Annotated in this window: 16 protein-coding genes; 7 read left to right on the forward strand and 9 right to left on the reverse strand. The window is 44.3% G+C overall.

The window, feature by feature from the left end; genetic code table 11:
* The first annotated feature begins 196 nt into the window (after positions 1-196).
* From acnA to H9659_RS15530, 3 genes are all read left to right on the forward strand, one after another.
* Positions 197-2,908 (forward strand): aconitate hydratase AcnA, encoded by a 2,712-nt coding sequence (gene acnA, locus H9659_RS13950; RefSeq protein WP_191691649.1) that lies wholly within the window; start codon positions 197-199, stop codon positions 2,906-2,908.
* 115 nt (positions 2,909-3,023) lie between these two features.
* Positions 3,024-3,449 carry an acyl-CoA thioesterase gene (locus H9659_RS13955; protein WP_191691651.1) on the forward strand — a complete coding sequence of 142 codons (426 nt, stop codon included), beginning with the start codon at positions 3,024-3,026 and terminating at the stop codon, positions 3,447-3,449.
* Positions 3,450-3,956: 507 nt separating this feature from the next.
* The gene (locus H9659_RS15530) at positions 3,957-4,052 is read left to right on the forward strand and encodes a putative holin-like toxin (protein ID WP_225217861.1); all 96 of its coding nucleotides are present in this window, start codon (positions 3,957-3,959) and stop codon (positions 4,050-4,052) included.
* A 201-nt stretch (positions 4,053-4,253) separates the two neighbouring features.
* On the opposite strand, the gene H9659_RS13960 is transcribed toward H9659_RS15530, so the two are convergent.
* Together H9659_RS13960 and plsY are read right to left on the reverse strand one after the other, a co-directional pair.
* Entirely contained in the window at positions 4,254-4,553 is a 300-nt protein-coding gene (locus H9659_RS13960) for a HesB/YadR/YfhF family protein (protein ID WP_225217862.1), read from the reverse strand.
* A gap of 35 nt (positions 4,554-4,588) precedes the next feature.
* On the reverse strand, positions 4,589-5,191 hold the full coding sequence (gene plsY / locus H9659_RS13965) for a glycerol-3-phosphate 1-O-acyltransferase PlsY (protein ID WP_191691653.1): 603 nt from the start codon (positions 5,189-5,191) through the stop codon (positions 4,589-4,591).
* Between the two features lie 217 nt (positions 5,192-5,408).
* Here plsY and parE point away from each other — a divergent pair, with 217 nt between their 5' ends.
* From parE to H9659_RS13980, 3 genes are all read left to right on the forward strand, one after another.
* The gene (gene parE / locus H9659_RS13970) at positions 5,409-7,382 is read left to right on the forward strand and encodes a DNA topoisomerase IV subunit B (protein ID WP_191691655.1); all 1,974 of its coding nucleotides are present in this window, start codon (positions 5,409-5,411) and stop codon (positions 7,380-7,382) included.
* The gene (parC, locus tag H9659_RS13975) at positions 7,379-9,823 is read left to right on the forward strand and encodes a DNA topoisomerase IV subunit A (RefSeq protein WP_191691657.1); all 2,445 of its coding nucleotides are present in this window, start codon (positions 7,379-7,381) and stop codon (positions 9,821-9,823) included. Before parE ends, parC begins: the two co-directional genes overlap by 4 nt.
* Positions 9,824-9,944: 121 nt before the next feature.
* On the forward strand, positions 9,945-11,177 hold the full coding sequence (locus H9659_RS13980) for an MFS transporter (RefSeq protein WP_191691659.1): 1,233 nt from the start codon (positions 9,945-9,947) through the stop codon (positions 11,175-11,177).
* 181 nt (positions 11,178-11,358) lie between these two features.
* On the opposite strand, the gene H9659_RS13985 is transcribed toward H9659_RS13980, so the two are convergent.
* From H9659_RS13985 to modA, 5 genes are all read right to left on the reverse strand, one after another.
* On the reverse strand, positions 11,359-11,730 hold the full coding sequence (locus tag H9659_RS13985) for an rRNA methyltransferase (protein ID WP_191691661.1): 372 nt from the start codon (positions 11,728-11,730) through the stop codon (positions 11,359-11,361).
* Between the two features lie 110 nt (positions 11,731-11,840).
* Positions 11,841-12,275: a GNAT family N-acetyltransferase gene (locus H9659_RS13990; protein WP_191691663.1), complete on the reverse strand. Its 435-nt coding sequence runs from the start codon at positions 12,273-12,275 to the stop codon at positions 11,841-11,843.
* A gap of 26 nt (positions 12,276-12,301) precedes the next feature.
* Positions 12,302-12,973, reverse strand: coding sequence for an ATP-binding cassette domain-containing protein (locus H9659_RS13995; RefSeq protein ID WP_191691670.1), 672 nt, complete (start codon positions 12,971-12,973; stop codon positions 12,302-12,304).
* A gap of 12 nt (positions 12,974-12,985) precedes the next feature.
* Positions 12,986-13,666, reverse strand: coding sequence for a molybdate ABC transporter permease subunit (gene modB / locus H9659_RS14000; protein ID WP_191691675.1), 681 nt, complete (start codon positions 13,664-13,666; stop codon positions 12,986-12,988).
* Positions 13,667-13,684: 18 nt separating this feature from the next.
* Complete coding sequence (gene modA / locus H9659_RS14005; protein WP_318240738.1) at positions 13,685-14,461, reverse strand: molybdate ABC transporter substrate-binding protein; 777 nt, start codon at positions 14,459-14,461, stop codon at positions 13,685-13,687.
* Between the two features lie 204 nt (positions 14,462-14,665).
* On the opposite strand from modA, the gene H9659_RS14010 reads away from it, so the two are divergent.
* Positions 14,666-15,664, forward strand: coding sequence for a helix-turn-helix transcriptional regulator (locus tag H9659_RS14010; RefSeq protein WP_225217863.1), 999 nt, complete (start codon positions 14,666-14,668; stop codon positions 15,662-15,664).
* Positions 15,665-15,781: 117 nt separating this feature from the next.
* Here H9659_RS14010 and H9659_RS14015 read toward each other — a convergent pair whose 3' ends face one another.
* The gene (locus H9659_RS14015; RefSeq protein WP_318240740.1) at positions 15,782-16,960 is read right to left on the reverse strand and encodes an AI-2E family transporter; all 1,179 of its coding nucleotides are present in this window, start codon (positions 16,958-16,960) and stop codon (positions 15,782-15,784) included.
* Positions 16,961-17,046: 86 nt separating this feature from the next.
* Complete coding sequence (locus tag H9659_RS14020) at positions 17,047-17,997, reverse strand: LCP family protein (protein ID WP_191691679.1); 951 nt, start codon at positions 17,995-17,997, stop codon at positions 17,047-17,049.
* Between the last annotated feature and the right edge of the window lie 138 nt (positions 17,998-18,135).

An 18,135-nucleotide genomic window follows, 5' to 3' on the forward strand; every position in this document is an offset into this window, starting at 1 on the left:
TCCTTATTCTGATTCCATTATGCACAGACCGGCAAAAGATATGCATCTATTCATCTCCCGAACTATCCATCGTGTTTCCTTATGGATTACTATAAATTTAATGTAATTTACTTATAGACTTTGCTGTTATATGATGGAGTAGAGAAAAGACGCTTATTTATAGAGCCTTTTCAGTACGTAAAGGAGGAATTCAGCAATGACAAAGAGCAATTTTCACAACAGCCGCTCCTCGTTTGATCTGAACGGTAAGACGTATAACTATTACCGCATTGGAGCGATTGAAGAAGCGGGTATTGCAAAAGTCTCAAGACTACCTTACTCGATCAAAGTACTGTTAGAATCTGTCCTGCGCCAACACGACGGATATGTCATCCAAGACAATCATGTAAACAACCTGGCAAAATGGGGCAAGGACGCTGATGCGGACGCTGAAGTACCATTCAAGCCATCCCGCGTAATCCTGCAAGACTTCACTGGTGTTCCAGTTGTTGTCGATTTGGCATCTCTTCGTTCTGCAATGGCGGAAATGGGTGGAGATCCGGATAAGATCAATCCGGAGATTCCTGTAGACCTCGTAATTGACCACTCGGTTCAAGTTGACAGCTACGGAACATCAGACGCGTTACAGAAAAACATGGAACTCGAATTTGAACGGAATGCTGAGCGTTACCAGTTCTTAAGCTGGGCACAAAAAGCATACGACAACTATCGTGCTGTTCCGCCAGCAACTGGTATCGTTCACCAAGTGAACCTTGAGTACTTGGCAAGCGTTGTCCATGCGATTGAAAACGAAGATGGAACATTCGAAACGTATCCGGATACGTTAGTCGGAACTGACTCCCATACAACGATGATCAACGGAATCGGTGTACTCGGATGGGGCGTTGGCGGAATTGAAGCTGAAGCAGGAATGCTAGGACAGCCTTCTTACTTCCCAATTCCACAAGTTATCGGTGTGAAGTTGACAGGTGAGCTTCCAAACGGAACTACTGCAACAGACCTTGCACTAAAAGTGACGCAAACATTGCGTGCACATGGTGTAGTTGGTAAATTCGTTGAATTCTTCGGACCAGGCGTTCCACAATTGCCACTTGCTGACCGGGCAACAATCGCGAACATGGCTCCAGAGTATGGCGCAACATGTGGTTTCTTCCCAGTAGATGAAGAGTCGCTTAACTACATGAAACTAACTGGCCGCGATGCGGAACATATCGAAGTCGTGAAAAAGTACTTACAAGAAAACGACATGTTCTTCTCAACGGACAAAGAAGATCCAATCTACACTGAATGTATCGAAATCGATTTGACTCAAGTAGAAGCGAACCTTGCTGGACCGAAACGTCCGCAAGATATGATTCCACTTTCAGACATGAAGCGTGAATTCAACGACGCGGTTGTTGCACCTGAAGGCAACCAAGGGTTCGGACTTACGCCGAAAGAAATGAAGAAGAGCGGTACAATCGAGTTCGCAAACGGTACGACAATGGAGATGAAAACAGGCGATCTAGCGATTGCAGCGATCACTTCATGTACCAATACATCGAACCCATACGTTATGCTCGGTGCTGGACTTGTCGCTAAAAAAGCGGTTGAGCTCGGATTAACACCGCCTGCATATGTGAAAACTTCACTCGCACCAGGTTCAAAAGTCGTAACAGGTTACTTACAAGAATCCGGACTCGATAAGTACCTTGACCAAATCGGTTTCAACACAGTTGGATATGGATGTACGACATGTATCGGTAACTCCGGTCCATTGCTTCCGGAAATCGAGAAAACAATCGCTCAAAACGACTTACTTGTCTCATCAGTCCTCTCGGGTAACCGGAACTTTGAAGGACGTATCCACCCTTATGTGAAAGCGAACTACTTGGCATCACCGCCACTAGTTGTTGCTTATGCACTTGCAGGTACAGTGGATATCGACTTCAAGAAAGAACCGATCGGTAAATCCAAAGACGGCAAAGATGTATTCTTCAAAGACATCTGGCCATCGACAGAAGAAGTGAAGGCAATGATCGAGAAAACGGTCACTCCTGAACTCTTCCGTAAAGAGTATGCACGCGTGTTCACTGAAAACGAAGCATGGAATGCGATTGAAACAACAGATGAAGCATTGTATGATTTCGATGACAAGTCGACATATATCCAAAACCCGCCATTCTTCGAAGGTCTTTCAAAAGAGCCTGAAGATATCAGTGCATTGAAAGACTTGCGCGTTGTCGGTAAATTCGGCGACTCGATTACGACGGACCACATTTCACCAGCAGGTGCCATCGGTAAAGATACACCAGCAGGTCTCTACTTGCGTGAAAACGGCGTTGAGCCACGTTACTTCAACTCATATGGTTCTCGTCGTGGTAACCATGAAGTCATGATGCGCGGTACGTTTGCGAATATCCGCATCCGTAACCAAATCGCAAAAGGGACAGAAGGCGGCTACACAACTTACTGGCCAAACAAAGAGATCATGCCAATCTATGACGCTTGCATGAAGTACCAACAAGATGGTACAGGACTTGCTGTCATTGCTGGTAAAGACTACGGAATGGGCTCTTCACGTGACTGGGCTGCGAAAGGGACTTCTCTTCTCGGCATTAAGACAGTTATCGCCGAAAGCTACGAGCGTATCCACCGTTCAAACCTAGTGATGATGGGTGTTCTTCCACTTCAATTCGTGAACGGACAAAGTGCAGCATCTCTTGGTTTAACAGGAGAAGAAGCAATCAGCGTCAACATCGCAGAAGGCGTTAAGCCACGCGACATCTTGAAAGTGACTGCTACTGCTGCAGATGGCACTGTAACGGAATTCGATGCGCTTGCGCGTTTCGATTCAGAAGTCGAAATCGACTACTACCGTCACGGCGGCATTCTTCAAATGGTACTTCGCGACAAGATGAAAGCTTAATCATAAGCGATGCCACCCCCTTGCTGATTCAGTTCAGCAAGGGGGTTTTTAATCGTTGCGGCTGATTTTTTTGATGGACTTTTGTATACTTGGCTATGTAGAAGAGGTGAAATGTATGTTTGTCAGTGCAAAGGAAATTGAAATTCGATATGCAGAGACCGATCAGATGGGCGTCGTCTATCACGCGAATTATTTGGTCTGGATGGAAATCGGACGAACGAAGCTCATCGAGGATCTTGGATTCACGTATGCCGGGCTCGAAGCAGAAGGCTATCTATCTCCAGTCACCGACCTATCCATCAAGTACAAGGCTTCCATGCGCTATGGTGAGACCGCCACTGTGCGGACATGGATCGAATCCCACGGAAAGTTGCGCACGACGTATGGCTATGAAATCTTGCATGCAGATGGTACAGTGGCGGCAACCGCGACTTCCGAACACGTAGTTGTACGAAAAGACACATTCCGACCGATTTCACTGCGTAAAATAGATCCTGTATGGGATGCGAAGTATGCCGAAATCGCAAAAAGAGTCGATTGATTGAAGAAAAAGGCTTCCTGGAATGCTCAGGAAGCCTTTTATATGGAGAGATGGGCATGGGAAGCGCAGAAATCGCTCGTAAATATGTGAAAGTGATCATAAATTTGTAATTTCGCTCATATATCCTGGAATGTGATCATAAACTCAGCATTCCGCTCATAAATCTCAAAATGTGATCATAACCCCAGAACTCCGCTCATAAATCTCAAAATGTGATCATAACCCCCAGCATTCCGCTCATAAATAACGAAATATGATCATAACCTCGCGAGCGAACCCAAACACAAATCAACTTCTTACCCACAAAAAAACACCTCGCAATCTTAATCGAGGTGTTTCTTAAGTGAAATATGCCCTTTATAAGCCTTCCGGAACATATGTACGGGCTATTAAAATATGTTATAATTAAGCATGTACTAGAATAGCACGAGCTCATAGGCGGTTCGCAGACCTGCAATCCCAATTTCCTGAAAGAAACTTTAATCAGGACGGGAGGAGGTGATGCGTATGACACCATATGAAGCACTGAGTCTCATGATCGGCTTTGGAAGTTTGATCGTGACCATTCTTGCTTTGTCATATACTTTTTCAAGAAAAAAGTAAACCGCCCATGAGCCTCCAAGCAATGGAGCGGTTTACTTCGCACTATGCGATTCGCCTTTGAAGCGAACGCTATTCTATTACAAGGCCAAGAGGATCATCACATCTTCTTGGTCTTTTTACACTATCCATTTTTCAAGCCTATTATACCAAAAGAAGAATTGTCTGTCTAGTTAAGGAGAGCAGTGAGCCATCCTTTACCACTTACTCCGACTTCACATAATCGTACTGCAGTTCTCCCAGGTCGGCATTCACACCGACTTGCAAATCATGCCCATCAAAGTACCAGAGATCACGAGTTTCGATGTAGTAACGAACCCCATCCAAAACGGTTTCGACTCCCACTTCATCCGGTTGTTCACGAATCACGCCTAATGAAAATCCTTCATGCAGCGGGCTGCTGCCGCCATATCTTGCGAAAAATCGTATGGAATCCCCAGATTCGACGTCCATTTCTTCAACAAACCACTGAGTTGCTTCGTCTGAAATGCGTATAGTCACCATTGAAAACCCGCCTTCCTATGATGCCTTTGATTATATTACAACCACTTCACTTTTGGCTCGGTTCCTGCTTTGATCCGTGCAATATTCGCACGGTGGCGGTAGAAGATGAACGCGCCCATCAAAACAATCACCAGCTCCAAATAGATATCTCCTGTAATGAAATAATAAATAATTCCATAGATTGCGCCCATCACCGCGACGACCATCGATGTGAGTGACACCATCTTCGTGATCTTCAAAGCAAGTAAAAAGGTAAGGACGACTAGGACAAAGATCGGCCAGCTGTAACCGAGCAACACACCACCTGAAGTCGCAACAGCTTTTCCACCTTTGAACTTCGCGAAAACAGGAAACATATGACCGATCACCGCAACAACACCAACGACTAAAGGATGTATAGGAGTATTTGCAAAATAAGGTGAGAACGCTAAAAGTACAGCTGCTGTCCCCTTTAGAATATCGAACACCGTAACAGCGATTCCCGCTTTTTTGCCGAGAACGCGGAATGTATTGGTCGCCCCCATGTTTCCGCTGCCGTGTTCACGGATATCCGTTTTATAAAACAGTTTTCCGATCCAAAGCGCAGATGGGAGAGAGCCTATTAAATATGCGAGTACCAGTAATAAAATGATTTCCATAACAAGCCCCTTCGCGAAAAATTATGTATCTCTTTCATTTTAGCAGAACGAGTACCGAACGACAATTGTGGATAAATCCTTTAAGGCCAGTCATTGCAATAAAAGGCTTTCTTCTATACAATTATTTAAGCAAAGCGCCGACGTGTCTTGTTGACATGGGAAATATGGCGGCGTATCATTAGATAAATAAGAACATTTGTTTGATGGAGGTTTCACCTTGACGAAACAAAAAGAATTGAATGTGTATAATGATGATTCAATCCAAGTGCTCGAAGGCTTGGAAGCAGTACGCAAACGACCGGGGATGTATATCGGTTCGACAGATGGAAGAGGATTGCATCACCTGGTATTTGAAATTGTAGATAACGCCGTGGATGAAGCATTAAGCGGCTTCGGATCTGAAATAAATGTCACGATCCACTCAGATAACAGCATCAGCGTACGTGATTACGGTCGAGGAATGCCAACAGGAACCCATAAAACCGGGAGACCAACTACGGAAATCATTTTGACTGTCTTACACGCTGGCGGGAAGTTCGGCCAAGGCGGCTATAAAACAAGTGGCGGACTTCACGGAGTCGGTGCTTCTGTCGTGAATGCGCTTTCTGAATGGCTGGATGTGATTATTCATCGGGATGGTCAGATTTTCAAACAACGCTTCGAACATGGCGGGAAACCCGCGACAGGTCTTGAAGTCATCGGGAAAACGAAAGAAACAGGTACTACCATTCACTTCAAACCCGATCCTGCGATTTTTTCTACTACTAAATATCAATATGACATTCTTGCAGAGCGGTTGCGAGAATCCGCATTCCTGTTAAAAGGGCTCAAAATCGTCCTGACAGAAGAGAGTACGGAAAAGACTGAGACATTTCATTACGAGACAGGCATTAAAGCGTTTGTCGCTTATTTGAATGAAGAAAAAGACACCCTTCACGAAGTCGCTTATCTAGAAGGTGAGACAGACGGCATTGAAGTGGAGTTTGCATTCCAATTCAACGATGGCTATTCAGAGACGATACTTTCGTTTGTCAATAACGTCCGTACAAAAGATGGCGGGACGCACGAAACCGGTGCAAAAACAGCCATGACGCGTATATTCAATGAATATGCGAGGAAGACAGGTTTGTTGAAAGAAAAAGACAAAAATTTAGATGGCTCTGATATCCGGGAAGGAATCGCAGCTATCGTTTCTGTGCGGATTCCTGAAGGGATTTTGCAGTTTGAAGGTCAAACCAAAGGGAAGCTGGGCACAAGTGAAGCACGAACAGTAACCGATGCTGTCATTTCACAGCATTTGCTGTATTTCTTGGAAGAAAACGCGGAATTGAGTGCAAACCTGATCCGCAAGGCAGTTCGTGCACACCAGGCGCGCGAGGCTGCTCGTAAAGCGCGGGAAGACGCGCGTTCAGGTAAGAAGCGGAAGAAAGGCGACACACTCCTTTCCGGTAAGCTGACGCCTGCCCAATCTAGAAATGCAAAAAAGAATGAACTGTACCTCGTCGAGGGTGATTCCGCTGGCGGATCTGCAAAGCAAGGACGCGATCGGACATTCCAAGCGATTTTGCCACTGCGCGGTAAAGTCATCAATACAGAAAAAGCGAAACTCGAAGATATCATGAAGAACGAAGAGATCAATACGATCATCCATGCAATCGGTGCGGGCGTCGGGGCTGACTTTACGATTGAAGATGCAGCATACGATAAAGTCATCATCATGACCGATGCCGATACAGACGGGGCGCACATTCAAGTACTCTTATTGACATTCTTTTACCGCTACATGAAACCGCTTATTGAAGCAGGGAAAATCTTCATAGCACTGCCTCCTCTTTATAAAGTGTCAAAAGGGATCGGTAAAAAAGAAAAAGTGGAATATGCGTGGACTGAGCGAGAACTAGGTGCGGCGACGAACAAAATCGGCAAAGGCTATATGCTCCAGCGCTACAAAGGCCTAGGAGAGATGAATGCGGGACAGTTATGGGATACAACCATGAACCCTGAAACACGTACGCTCATCCGAGTCACGATTGAAGATGGAGCACAATCCGAGCGAAGAGTCACGACGTTAATGGGCGACAAAGTCGAACCGCGCCGTCGATGGATCGAGAGCAATGTCGACTTCAGTCTAGAAGAAGGAAGCACCATCTTGGAAAACGAATTCCTGCATGTTGAGGAGGAAGTGGAATGACCGCAACAGAACGCTTTCAGGACCTCCCGTTAGAGGAAGTCATCGGCGATCGTTTTGGCCGATACAGTAAATATATTATTCAAGATCGCGCATTACCCGATGCACGGGACGGCTTAAAGCCGGTACAACGACGCATCTTGTACGCGATGTATAACGAAGGCAATACACATGAAAAAGCGTTCCGTAAATCCGCAAAAACGGTTGGTAACGTAATCGGTAACTATCATCCACACGGAGATTCTTCCGTGTATGAAGCGATGGTCCGGATGAGTCAGGAATGGAAACTGCGTCACTTGATGGTGGAAATGCACGGAAATAACGGTTCGGTTGACGGGGATTCCGCCGCTGCAATGCGTTATACAGAAGCGCGTCTTTCTTCGATCGCAGGGGAAATGCTCCGGGACCTCAACAAAGAGACCGTAGACTTCATCCCGAACTTTGACGATACAGAACCCGAACCGACCGTTTTACCGGCTCGCTTCCCGAATTTGCTCGTCAATGGATCGACAGGAATTTCTGCTGGGTACGCAACGGACATCCCACCTCATGCACTCCATGAAGCGATTGATGCGGTACTCATGCGGATGGATCATCCCGAAGCTACGGTGGATGAACTGATGACCGTTATTAAGGGTCCTGATTTCCCAACTGGGGGAATCATCCAAGGTACAGATGGCATTAAAGCGGCATACGAAACAGGAAAAGGCCGCGTCATTGTCCGTTCCAAGACGGAAATCGAGCAGTTGAAAGCCGGCAAATCTCAAATTGTCATCAGTGAAATCCCCTATGACGTGAACAAGGCCAACCTTGTGAAAAAGATGGACGAGCTGCGCGTCGATCGTAAGTTGGACGGCATCGCCGAAGTGCGGGACGAATCGGACCGTACAGGTCTCCGAATTGTTATCGAGCTGAAAAAAGATATCGATGGTGAGCCGATTTTACGTTATCTATTGAAAAATACGGACTTGCAAGTTGCCTATAACTTCAACATGGTCGCGATTTCGGATAGACGTCCTAAACTGATGTCGCTCCCTATGTTGTTGGATGCTTATATTGAGCATCAGAAAGAGGTAGTCACTCGACGTTCACAATTCGATGTGAGAAAAGCGCAAGATCGTCTACATATCGTAGAAGGTCTGATGAAAGCTCTGTCCATTTTGGATGAAGTCATTCAGACAATCCGCAGTTCCAACGATAAGCGTGATGCGAAGAACAACTTGATCAATCGGTTTGAATTTTCCGAAATCCAAGCGGAAGCGATTGTTTCATTGCAATTGTATCGTCTGACGAATACGGATATCACGGAGCTGAAACAAGAGGAAGAAGCCTTACGTAAACTGATTGAAGAACTCAACGCCATCCTAACGAGTCCAGCAAAGTTGACACGTGTGATACAAAAAGAGTTACACGCAGTACGTAAACAATTCGCAGAACCGCGAAACTCCGTAATCGAAGAGAAAATCGAGGAATTGAAAGTCGATCTTGATATTCTGATTCCAAGCGAGGAAGTTGTCGTATCGGTCACAAAAGAGGGCTACGTCAAGCGCACAAGTTTGCGTTCATACGGTGCCACGAACGGGGCAGGGATGGCTATGAAAGATTCCGACTACCCGATACTCGAGCAAACGATGAACACACAGCATCATTTACTGCTGTTCACGTCACTCGGGAATTACATTTACCAGCCTATCCATGAGTTGCCGGACATAAAATGGCGGGATCTCGGACAGCACATTTCAAGTATTGTGTCGCTAGAGCCGAGTGAGTCAATTGTGGCGGCAATCGGTTTGGAGAAATTCGATGACATTCACTCCATCTTAACAACGACAGCAAACGGGTTTGTGAAACTATCCAAGCTAGCCGATTTCCACGTTCAGCGCTATGGTCGTGCGTACAAAGGGATGAATGTTAAAAAAGGGGATAGATTACTAGATGCCCGCCTCGTCAAAGGCAGTGAAGACACCGTTCTCGTGACACATCAAGCATACATTTTACGGTTCCCACTCAGCGATGTCGGAACGACTGGCGTTCGAACGGGGGGCGTCAAAGGCATCAACTTAAAGCCGGAAGACCATGTCGTTTCCATGGAAGTCATCATAGACAGTTCAGCATCGATAGTTGTTGCAACTCAGCGTGGGACTGTGAAACGTACAGCGTTGAAAGAGATTGAAGTCGGTTCAAGAGCTCAACGAGGATCCATGATTTTAAAAGAGCTGAAGAAGAATCCTTATCGAGTGATCGGTGCTAAGATCACGGGATCCACTGAAAAACTCATTCTCACAACAGTAAAAGATGTTAAGACCGAAATCGAACCAGGCAGCCTACGATTGTCAGATCGTCAATCCAACGGAAGCGCAGTCTCGGATGAAGCGAAAAATGGGGCAGCGAGTCGTTTGTATTTCGAACCAACCGCTAAAACAGATAAACCGACATCCAAATAAAATAACAGGTATCATATGAAAAGCACACGGGAATCAGAAAATTCTCGTGTGCTTTTTGTGTTTCTATCGTATAATAGTTCGGAAAGCGAATTATTATATAATAGAGAAAGTGGGAGGGTGTATGTGGAAAAATCGCAATGTTTGGATCATTCTTTCTGGTGAATTGATCGCTGGAATCGGACTATGGACCGGAATCATTGGAAATTTGGAGTTTATGCAAGAAAAAATCCCTTCAGACTTTGTAAAAGCAATGATTCTTTCAGTCGGGCTATTGGCTGGTATTCTGGTAGGGCCATTAGCCGGTAAGATCATTGATCAGCAAGCTAAGAAGCGTATATTGGTTCTAGCAGGTGCTGGACGCCTCATCAGTGTCGTCTTCATGCTGATCGCGATTGCAACGGGTTCTGTATGGTGGATGATTGCATTTGTTGTCAGCATCCAACTTGCAGCAACATTTTACTTCCCGGCATTACAAGCAGCGATTCCGCTTGTCGTGAAGGATGATGACCTGTTAACGATGAATGGAATGCACATGAACGTAGCGACCATTGCACGTGTTTCAGGGACTGCTTTAGCAGGAGTCATATTAGTCTACTGGTCGTTATCATCACTTTATTGGATTTCAATCGTTGCTTACGGCTTATTACTCATCTTCACATTCATGCTGCGGATCGATGAAGGGGAGGGGAAAGAGGCTATTGTTAAAACCGAAGGCGCTAAGGGCGGCTTCATGGAAGTCTTTCCTGTACTGAAAGCATATCCTGCAGTCGGTATGACTCTTGTGATGACATTGATTCCGTTACTATTTTTAGGTTCATTTAACTTAATCGTCATTAATATAAGTGAAATTCAAGATTCAGCGTCAATTAAAGGACTCATTTATACATTTGAAGGTATCGCGTTCATGATCGGGTCATTCGCAGTGAAGAAAATTGCGTTGAAATGGCGAACGACGGTTATATTATTTTTCTTTGCAAGTATGGTGGCCGTTGCTGAATTCTTATTATTCTTTGCACAAAGTCAAGTATTTACCTTAGCAGCATTTACAGTGCTAGGATTCAGTTTAGGATGTTTTTTCCCAACTGCAATGGTGATTTTTCAGAAACAAATGCCAAAAGCGTACCACGGACGATTTTTCTCATTCAGGAACATGCTGGAGCGGGTCGTTTTCCAAGTGGTATTGTTAGCAACTGGGGCGTTCCTGGATATTGTCGGGTTGCATGTAATGGTTATCGTATTTGGCGTAATCAGCATCAGTTTGACGACAATATTCTTCTTACAAATGAAACAGCGTAAAATTCAATTGGAAGAGCCAGTAGCTGCAGAAGCAATCATTCCAGTTAAAAGCGTCTAAGTGAGCAAAAAAATATAGAAACTACATGTAAACGCGACTTTAGCAAAAAAGTCGCGTTTTATGAATTACGCCGTAACAAATGAAATTCGCTGTTTTATCTCACTATCCTAAGTATACTTTTAATTGATACGTAACTTCCTATAATATATATTATGACGGGGGCGTTAAAGGAAAGCAATAATTATTCAATCCGATATCTATGTTGCCCTGCTTTTGCCCGTTCAACATCAATAAACTGCACACCATACTCAATCACGTCATTCATGTACAACTTATGGTCACTCGCTAGCGCCCTTACACTCTCCAGCAACTGCTTATCGTATGTCGTCTTATATTGAATCCGATCCTTAGGACGCGTCTCTTTATTGAATAGTATCGTTTCTTGCTGCATAACGACCTTCAGTCCATCTTCAAGTAAATAATTTACAAACGTTCCGTGCTGATCTGCTAGCTGTTTCAACTGATTCAGGATTTCTTGGCTAATCGACGTTCTGAACTTCACACGCGTTTCATCTGACGTTTGTCTCAGCATTCCATTTTCATTGACCCACATACGTACAACAACTCCTTCATCATTAGTAAAACCGGCAGATTTAAAGGCTCCGCCGGCTGTTCGCATCTTTGTTCGCATACCCGTAAAATCGGCACTTTTGTTGAAATTAGTTAGAACTCCTTCTTAAAGACAAGGCTCACTTTGCTGTAGTCCATTTTCTCTTCATAAAAATGGTGTGCACTGGTGCGTTGCAACCCTGAAGAGAGCGCAATCGATTCATAATTGTGTTTCTTACCCCATTGCTCAACATGTGTCAGCAGCTTATCGCCATACCCTTTAGATCGAGCTGATTTGTCTGTCACTAAGTCACATACCCAAAGCGAACGCCCGTAATAGAGAGTGATCATCGGTTTAAAGCCAATTACAGCTTTTAACTCGCCATTATCCCGTAATCCGAGCATCTGATATCGTTCTTTTGCTCCGGACTCATACACCAGTTCCAGATACTCTTCCTGATCTAAATGGGTGCGGAGCTGATTTATAATTGGAAAAGCTTCAATCAGTTCTTCTTCCGATGCCAGTGGAACAATTGCAATTTCATTCATAGGAATCGCCTCCGAAACCCCGGCGCTTAGTTCCCAAGGGTTTCCTTCATTGTTCCACGAGTCTCATTGACAAGCAAGCCCTTTTTCAAATGGAGCACCCGGTCGCCTAATTTTTCAGCTTCTGAACGGCTGTGCGTCACAATGATGAATGGAATTTTCCACAACTCATGCAGTCGGAGTAACTCCTCTTGACATTCTAATCTGGTTTCTTCGTCCAAAGCTGATAAGGGTTCATCCAACAACAGCAAATCCGGTTGAGTGGCAAGCGCTCGTGCAAGTGCAACCCGCTGTTTTTCACCACCGGAAATCTGATGAGGATACTTATCCAGCAAATGGCTGATGCCAAGCACTTTCAGTAGTTGTTCAATAATAGAACCAGTCGTCTCAGTTGCCTGCTTATGAATACCATAATGGATATTGCGTTCGACGGTCATATGTGGAAACAGCGCATAATCTTGAAATAAGTATCCGATATTTCGAAATCGAGCGGGTAATAAGTTCTTTTTACCATCAAAAAAAATCTTTCCATTCAACGTGATTGTTCCGCTGTCGGGTACTGCAAGTCCAGCAATCGCTTGTAAAATAGATGTTTTCCCAGCTCCTGAAGCCCCAGCAAGAACGATGATTTCGTTATGTGCTTGGAAACTGACATCCAGCTCAAAGTGATCGAGCCGTTTTTGAATCAATACTTCTAACATCGAATCACCTGCCTATCGTTTTTCAGATGTAAACCGTCTCAAATTGCGTTTACTCCACCAGTTTAGCCATAAAATTGTGCTGAATCCGAGCGCAGTAATAATGACAACCCAAAATGTCGCTTTCTCCATTTTCCCCGCTTCCACTGCAAAGTAGATCGCCATTGGAATCGTGTCTGTCTTCCCCGGTATATACCCAGCCAGCATAAGGGTTGCACCGAACTCCCCAAGTCCCCGTGCAAAGGAAAGGACGAGTCCCGCCAACAATCCAGGCCATGCAAGCGGAAACGTGATCGTTCTGAAGACCCGCCACTCAGAAGCCCCCATCGTCCGCGCTGCATCCTCTAACCTATTGTCCAACCTATCAAATGCTGCAGCTGCGCTTTGGTACATGAGCGGAAAACTGACAACGACAGAGGCTATGACCGCAGCCGTCCAAGTGAAAACGATCTGAATATCGAATGTCTCAAGAAGCCAGCTGCCGATCCAACCTTTCTTACCGAAAAGAATCAGCAGACCGAAGCCGACAACAGTCGGCGGTAAGACAAGTGGTAATAGAAATAAGGACTCAATAATCGTTTTCCCGAAAAATTGCCGTTTAGCGAACAAATGAGCAAAGAGCACACCGAGTACAAACACAATCGTGGTGGATATGACCGCCACTTTGACTGAAAGCAATAGAGGGCTTAAATCCACAACTTCCGCCTCCTTTTCTCACTTAAAACCGTACTTTGCAAGGATTTCTTGGCCTTGTTCCCCTATTAATGTGTTGAAAAACTGATAGGCTTCTTCTGCGTGCTTGGAGTCTTTTAAAACGGCCCCAGGATAGACAATCTCCTCATGCCACCTCGGATCTGATTCTGCGATCACTTTCACTTTATCAGAAACAAACGCATCACTCGAATAGACAACTCCGTAATCCGCATTTCCGAGTTCAACTTGTGTGAGTACTTGCCGCACATCTGACGTCAACACAAACTTGTCCTGCATCGGCTCCCAGAGTTTGAGATGATTGAAAACTTCTTTTGTATAGCGTCCCACAGGGACAGTTTCTGGTTCACCTATGACGACATGATCGATGGTTGCAGGGTCTATCTCTTCAAAACTTGTAATAGTCGACTTAGAATCTTCACTAGCAATCATGACTAACCTATTCTTCGCGAAGTTTTCTCTCGTCGATACATGTAGAAAATTCTTTTCTTCAAGAGAATCCATATCTTTTTTGCTTGCAGATAAAAACACATCAGCAGGTGCTCCATTTTCAATTGAAGCGGCGAGCTTTCCAGAGCCGCCATACATGAATGTCAACTCCACGTTTTCATGCTCTTTTTCATAAGCTTTCTTAAAGTCATCCAATGCATCTGTTAAACTGGCTGCTGCAGAAATGTGTAATTCCACTTTTTCAGATGAAGAATCTTCCTTCGCTGGCGTACAGCCGATTAGTAAAATCATCAAGAGAGGAACCATACCCCTCACTAACTTTTTCCTCACTTCCCTCTCCCCCTATCTGATTACATTAATTTATAACCAGTTATATCTATTTAGTAATACTTATAACTATTTATATCATAATACAACTGTATCCATCTATATATAATTAAATAATTCTAATTATTATCTGTTATAATTTATTATGTCTATTGCAATAATTCTAAAAATAGAGGAAGATAGAAGAATGAAATGGAGGTTTGTTGTATGAATTCACAGGACAAAGTTTCATATACAACTGAAGATCTCGCTGACTTGCTTCAAGTCTCCAAGCTGACCGTATACGACCTTATAAAAAAAGGAGAAATCATTGCTTACCGGGTCGGAAGACAAATGCGGATTGACGCTTCCGATTTTGAAGCATATAAGGATCGTATGAAAGGTGGGTCCGATCGCGCTAGTACGAAATCGGCAGAACCAGCAGCAACTGATCCGGAACCTGTCATGCCACCCGTATTGAAAGATTCCGCCATCTCCCCTCTCCCGCAACCTCGATCCTTGCAACACGTAATCATCAGCGGGCAGGATGTTACGCTGGACTTATTGGCAAACGCAATCACCGCTGCCTCTAGTAACTATCGAACACTTCGTTCCCACACTGGCAGTTTGAACAATTTGTTCGCACTCGTTCAAGGAGAAGCGGATATCGTCAGTACTCACCTATTTGATGGAGATACAGGATCCTATAACATTCCATACATTCGAAGGATTTTAATCGGCCGTGACTATACGGTTGTGAACTTACTCTCCCGTTCAGCCGGTTTTTACGTCCAGTCAGGAAATCCTAAAAACATTACAAGTTGGCGTGATTTAAATCGCAACGATATTCAAATCGTCAATCGGGAACTAGGATCTGGAATCCGAGTGTTACTGGATGAACGATTACGACTCGAAGGAGTTTTGCCAAAGACGATTTCCGGATATGAGCATATAGAAATGACGCACTTGGCTGTAGCTAGTAAAGTTGCTGCAGGCGAAGCGGATATAGGAGTCGGCATTGAAAAGATCGCTAACCTGGTGAACGTTGACTACATCCCTATGACTGTAGAACAATATGACTTGGTAATGCTCAAGAAAGAAGATAACACCACTTTACGCGAGACAGTACTGAACATCTTGCAATCGGAGACTTTCAAGAAAGAGCTTGCCACCATAAAAGGATATGACTTTTCCAGAATGGGGCAAATTTTATACGACACGCCATAGAACACTCTCTTCTATTTGAAAAGAGTGTTTTTTACATTTCAACTTTACATAATATTATTATGGTCCAATATACATTAAAAAAACAGCCCTGCATTTTCAGCAAGACTGTTTCCACATCTATTCTTTATCCTCATAACTCGGTCGCTCATAATGCATGCGGATATCGACTTCATATTTGTTATACCGCACTTTCAGTAACTGGAACAAATGCGTGGTGAATACTTTGAGTAGTGCATAACCAGGAATCCCCAAAATCACGCCTGCCACGCCAAATAACGAACCGGCTGTCAACAAGACAAAAATTATAGTGATCGGATGAATATGAAGCGTTTTTCCCATGATTTGAGGTGAAATGAACTTCCCTTCCACCAACTGAACTACAGTCCACACAATCGCCAGCTTCACAAGCATGAAAGGAGAAGTCACAATCGCAATGATGATTGCCGGAGTGATGGCAATGACAGGCCCAAGATACGGGACGACACTCGTAAACATAGCAAGTACACCGAGTAATAGCGCATATTTCATATCGATGATCAAGAAACCGACAGTGACCATCACCCCGATACACATGGCAACGAGAATCTGACCTTGGATATATGCACTGATTTGATGGTCCGCATCCCCCAAGATCGACTGTGCGTCTTCACGCATCCTTGGCGGTAATAGCTTCTTCACGTACTTTGGCAGATTCTCTCCGTCCTTCAATAGGTAAAACAAGATGAAAGGAACGGTAACGATGGAAAGTATGATTCCTGTCAACGTCGAGATGAATGTTGTCAGACCGGAGGCAATGCCGCCAAGGGCATCAGCAATCATCTGTCCGATATTTTCGAGACCTGAATCCAGCAGCTCTGAAGCGTTAATATCCAACTGACTGTAGTAAGGCGCAAATATAGAATTGTTGAAAAATGAGTCAAGAGTAAGAATGAGTTGATTGAAATATGTCGGGAATTCTTCTACAAGCTTCCAAAACTGTGCTTTCAAAAAAGGTAAGACTAGAAACACCAGTAATGTAATCAGACCAATGGCTGACAGAAAAATAATGACAATCCCCCATATTCTAGGGATTTTCACTTTTTCCAACAGGTGTAGAAGAGGTCGCAGTAAGTAGTACAAAATCGTAGCTAAGATGATTGGTAACACGACAGTTGAAAATAGGACTCGAATCGGATAAAAAATGAACGAGACTTTGTCGAAGACCATGACATTCAAACCGACAAGTAATAATACAATTAGTATGAAGAGTGTGGTCTTTCCCCCTAAGAACCGAATAATACGGTTTTTAGGAGGAATTCCATATGTGTTTTCTTGCGTCTCGTCCTCTTGCACTTCCCTTTTATCAGCCAAAACCACCACTCCTTCATCGATTGAATCCCTAATCAGTTGGCTAAGAATGTTTGGATAGCCTCTCGGTTCTGTTCCAAGTTCACTTCAATAACCGATCCAGCGTGAGAATAATCGGCAAATGAATAGGAGCCTTTTACCGGAATAGTAAGCGTTTCAATATCCGCTCCGCCCTTCACTAGCAAGTTCGTCAGACGGGAAAGTTCTTCTTTCGCTGTCAAATCCGTTTTCACAGTCTGAGAAATCACACCTGCAATTTTAGGCGCACGAACGAGCATCCCCGGCGTCTTCGCTTGCTGCTTAACAGCAGCCAAAACTTCTTGCTGGCGGTGAACCCGTCCAAAATCACCTTCAGCATCTGCCCGGAAACGAGCATAGCCAAGCAATTCCTTACCATTCAGCTGTTGGATGCCTGGCATCAGTGTCACACCGATTTTTTCAGACATCTCTTTTTTGACGTTCATTTCCACACCATCAGGAAAAGCGGTATCTGCGATCGTTTCAAAATTATCAAAATCGACGATGGCGTAATGGTGGATAGGTATGTTAAACATACCTGTAATCGTATCCTTTGCACTTTGGACCCCGCCTAAATAGTAAGCAGTGTTAAGCTTATAGGATTTGTATCCGGGAATATCCGCATAAATATCACGCATAAAGGACACAAGTTTCATCGCTTTTTCTTGTTTATCCCAAGATAGGACCATCATCGTATCTGTACGGGATTTCCCGCTTCCGTCATCATCCACACCAAGCAACAAATAGTTTTCAACATTCGAAGTCGAAGGATCGAGTAGATCACCTTCAAAGCTACCCGGCTCTATTGCATTTTTAGAAGCGATGCGTTTGCCCGCCATATATTGATATGATGAAAAAAGTCCTGTTCCGACAAAACCGACTAAGATAATAGTGACGAGTACTCTGCCTTTTCGCAATCTGCGTCGTCTCCGCCGTTTCGGCACCGGACCTTCATAGTGTTCTGACATTATTGTATTCCCCCAATAGTGAAGTCTCAAAACAGGACGTTCTCTTGAGTCGATGGTTGCATAGTGAAACTCTATTATACCATGCTCGAACACTGGACACTAAAAGTGAGAACGACTAAGATATAATAAAGGTAACAA

The organism is Sporosarcina gallistercoris, assembly GCF_014836415.1.
Classification (GTDB): Bacteria; Bacillota; Bacilli; order Bacillales_A; family Planococcaceae; genus Sporosarcina; species Sporosarcina gallistercoris.

Coding starts and splice junctions, on each gene's coding strand:
- H9659_RS14020 (WP_191691679.1), bottom strand. CDS start 17,997: ATGTCAGAACACTATGAAGGTCCGGTGCCGAAACGGCGGAGACGACGC.
- H9659_RS13960 (WP_225217862.1), bottom strand. CDS start 4,553: ATGGTGACTATACGCATTTCAGACGAAGCAACTCAGTGGTTTGTTGAA.
- H9659_RS13990 (WP_191691663.1), bottom strand. CDS start 12,275: ATGAATGAAATTGCAATTGTTCCACTGGCATCGGAAGAAGAACTGATT.
- H9659_RS13980 (WP_191691659.1), top strand. CDS start 9,945: ATGTGGAAAAATCGCAATGTTTGGATCATTCTTTCTGGTGAATTGATC.
- parC (WP_191691657.1), top strand. CDS start 7,379: ATGACCGCAACAGAACGCTTTCAGGACCTCCCGTTAGAGGAAGTCATC.
- plsY (WP_191691653.1), bottom strand. CDS start 5,191: ATGGAAATCATTTTATTACTGGTACTCGCATATTTAATAGGCTCTCTC.
- H9659_RS14010 (WP_225217863.1), top strand. CDS start 14,666: ATGAATTCACAGGACAAAGTTTCATATACAACTGAAGATCTCGCTGAC.
- H9659_RS13985 (WP_191691661.1), bottom strand. CDS start 11,730: ATGTGGGTCAATGAAAATGGAATGCTGAGACAAACGTCAGATGAAACG.
- H9659_RS15530 (WP_225217861.1), top strand. CDS start 3,957: ATGACACCATATGAAGCACTGAGTCTCATGATCGGCTTTGGAAGTTTG.
- H9659_RS13955 (WP_191691651.1), top strand. CDS start 3,024: ATGTTTGTCAGTGCAAAGGAAATTGAAATTCGATATGCAGAGACCGAT.
- H9659_RS13995 (WP_191691670.1), bottom strand. CDS start 12,973: ATGTTAGAAGTATTGATTCAAAAACGGCTCGATCACTTTGAGCTGGAT.
- acnA (WP_191691649.1), top strand. CDS start 197: ATGACAAAGAGCAATTTTCACAACAGCCGCTCCTCGTTTGATCTGAAC.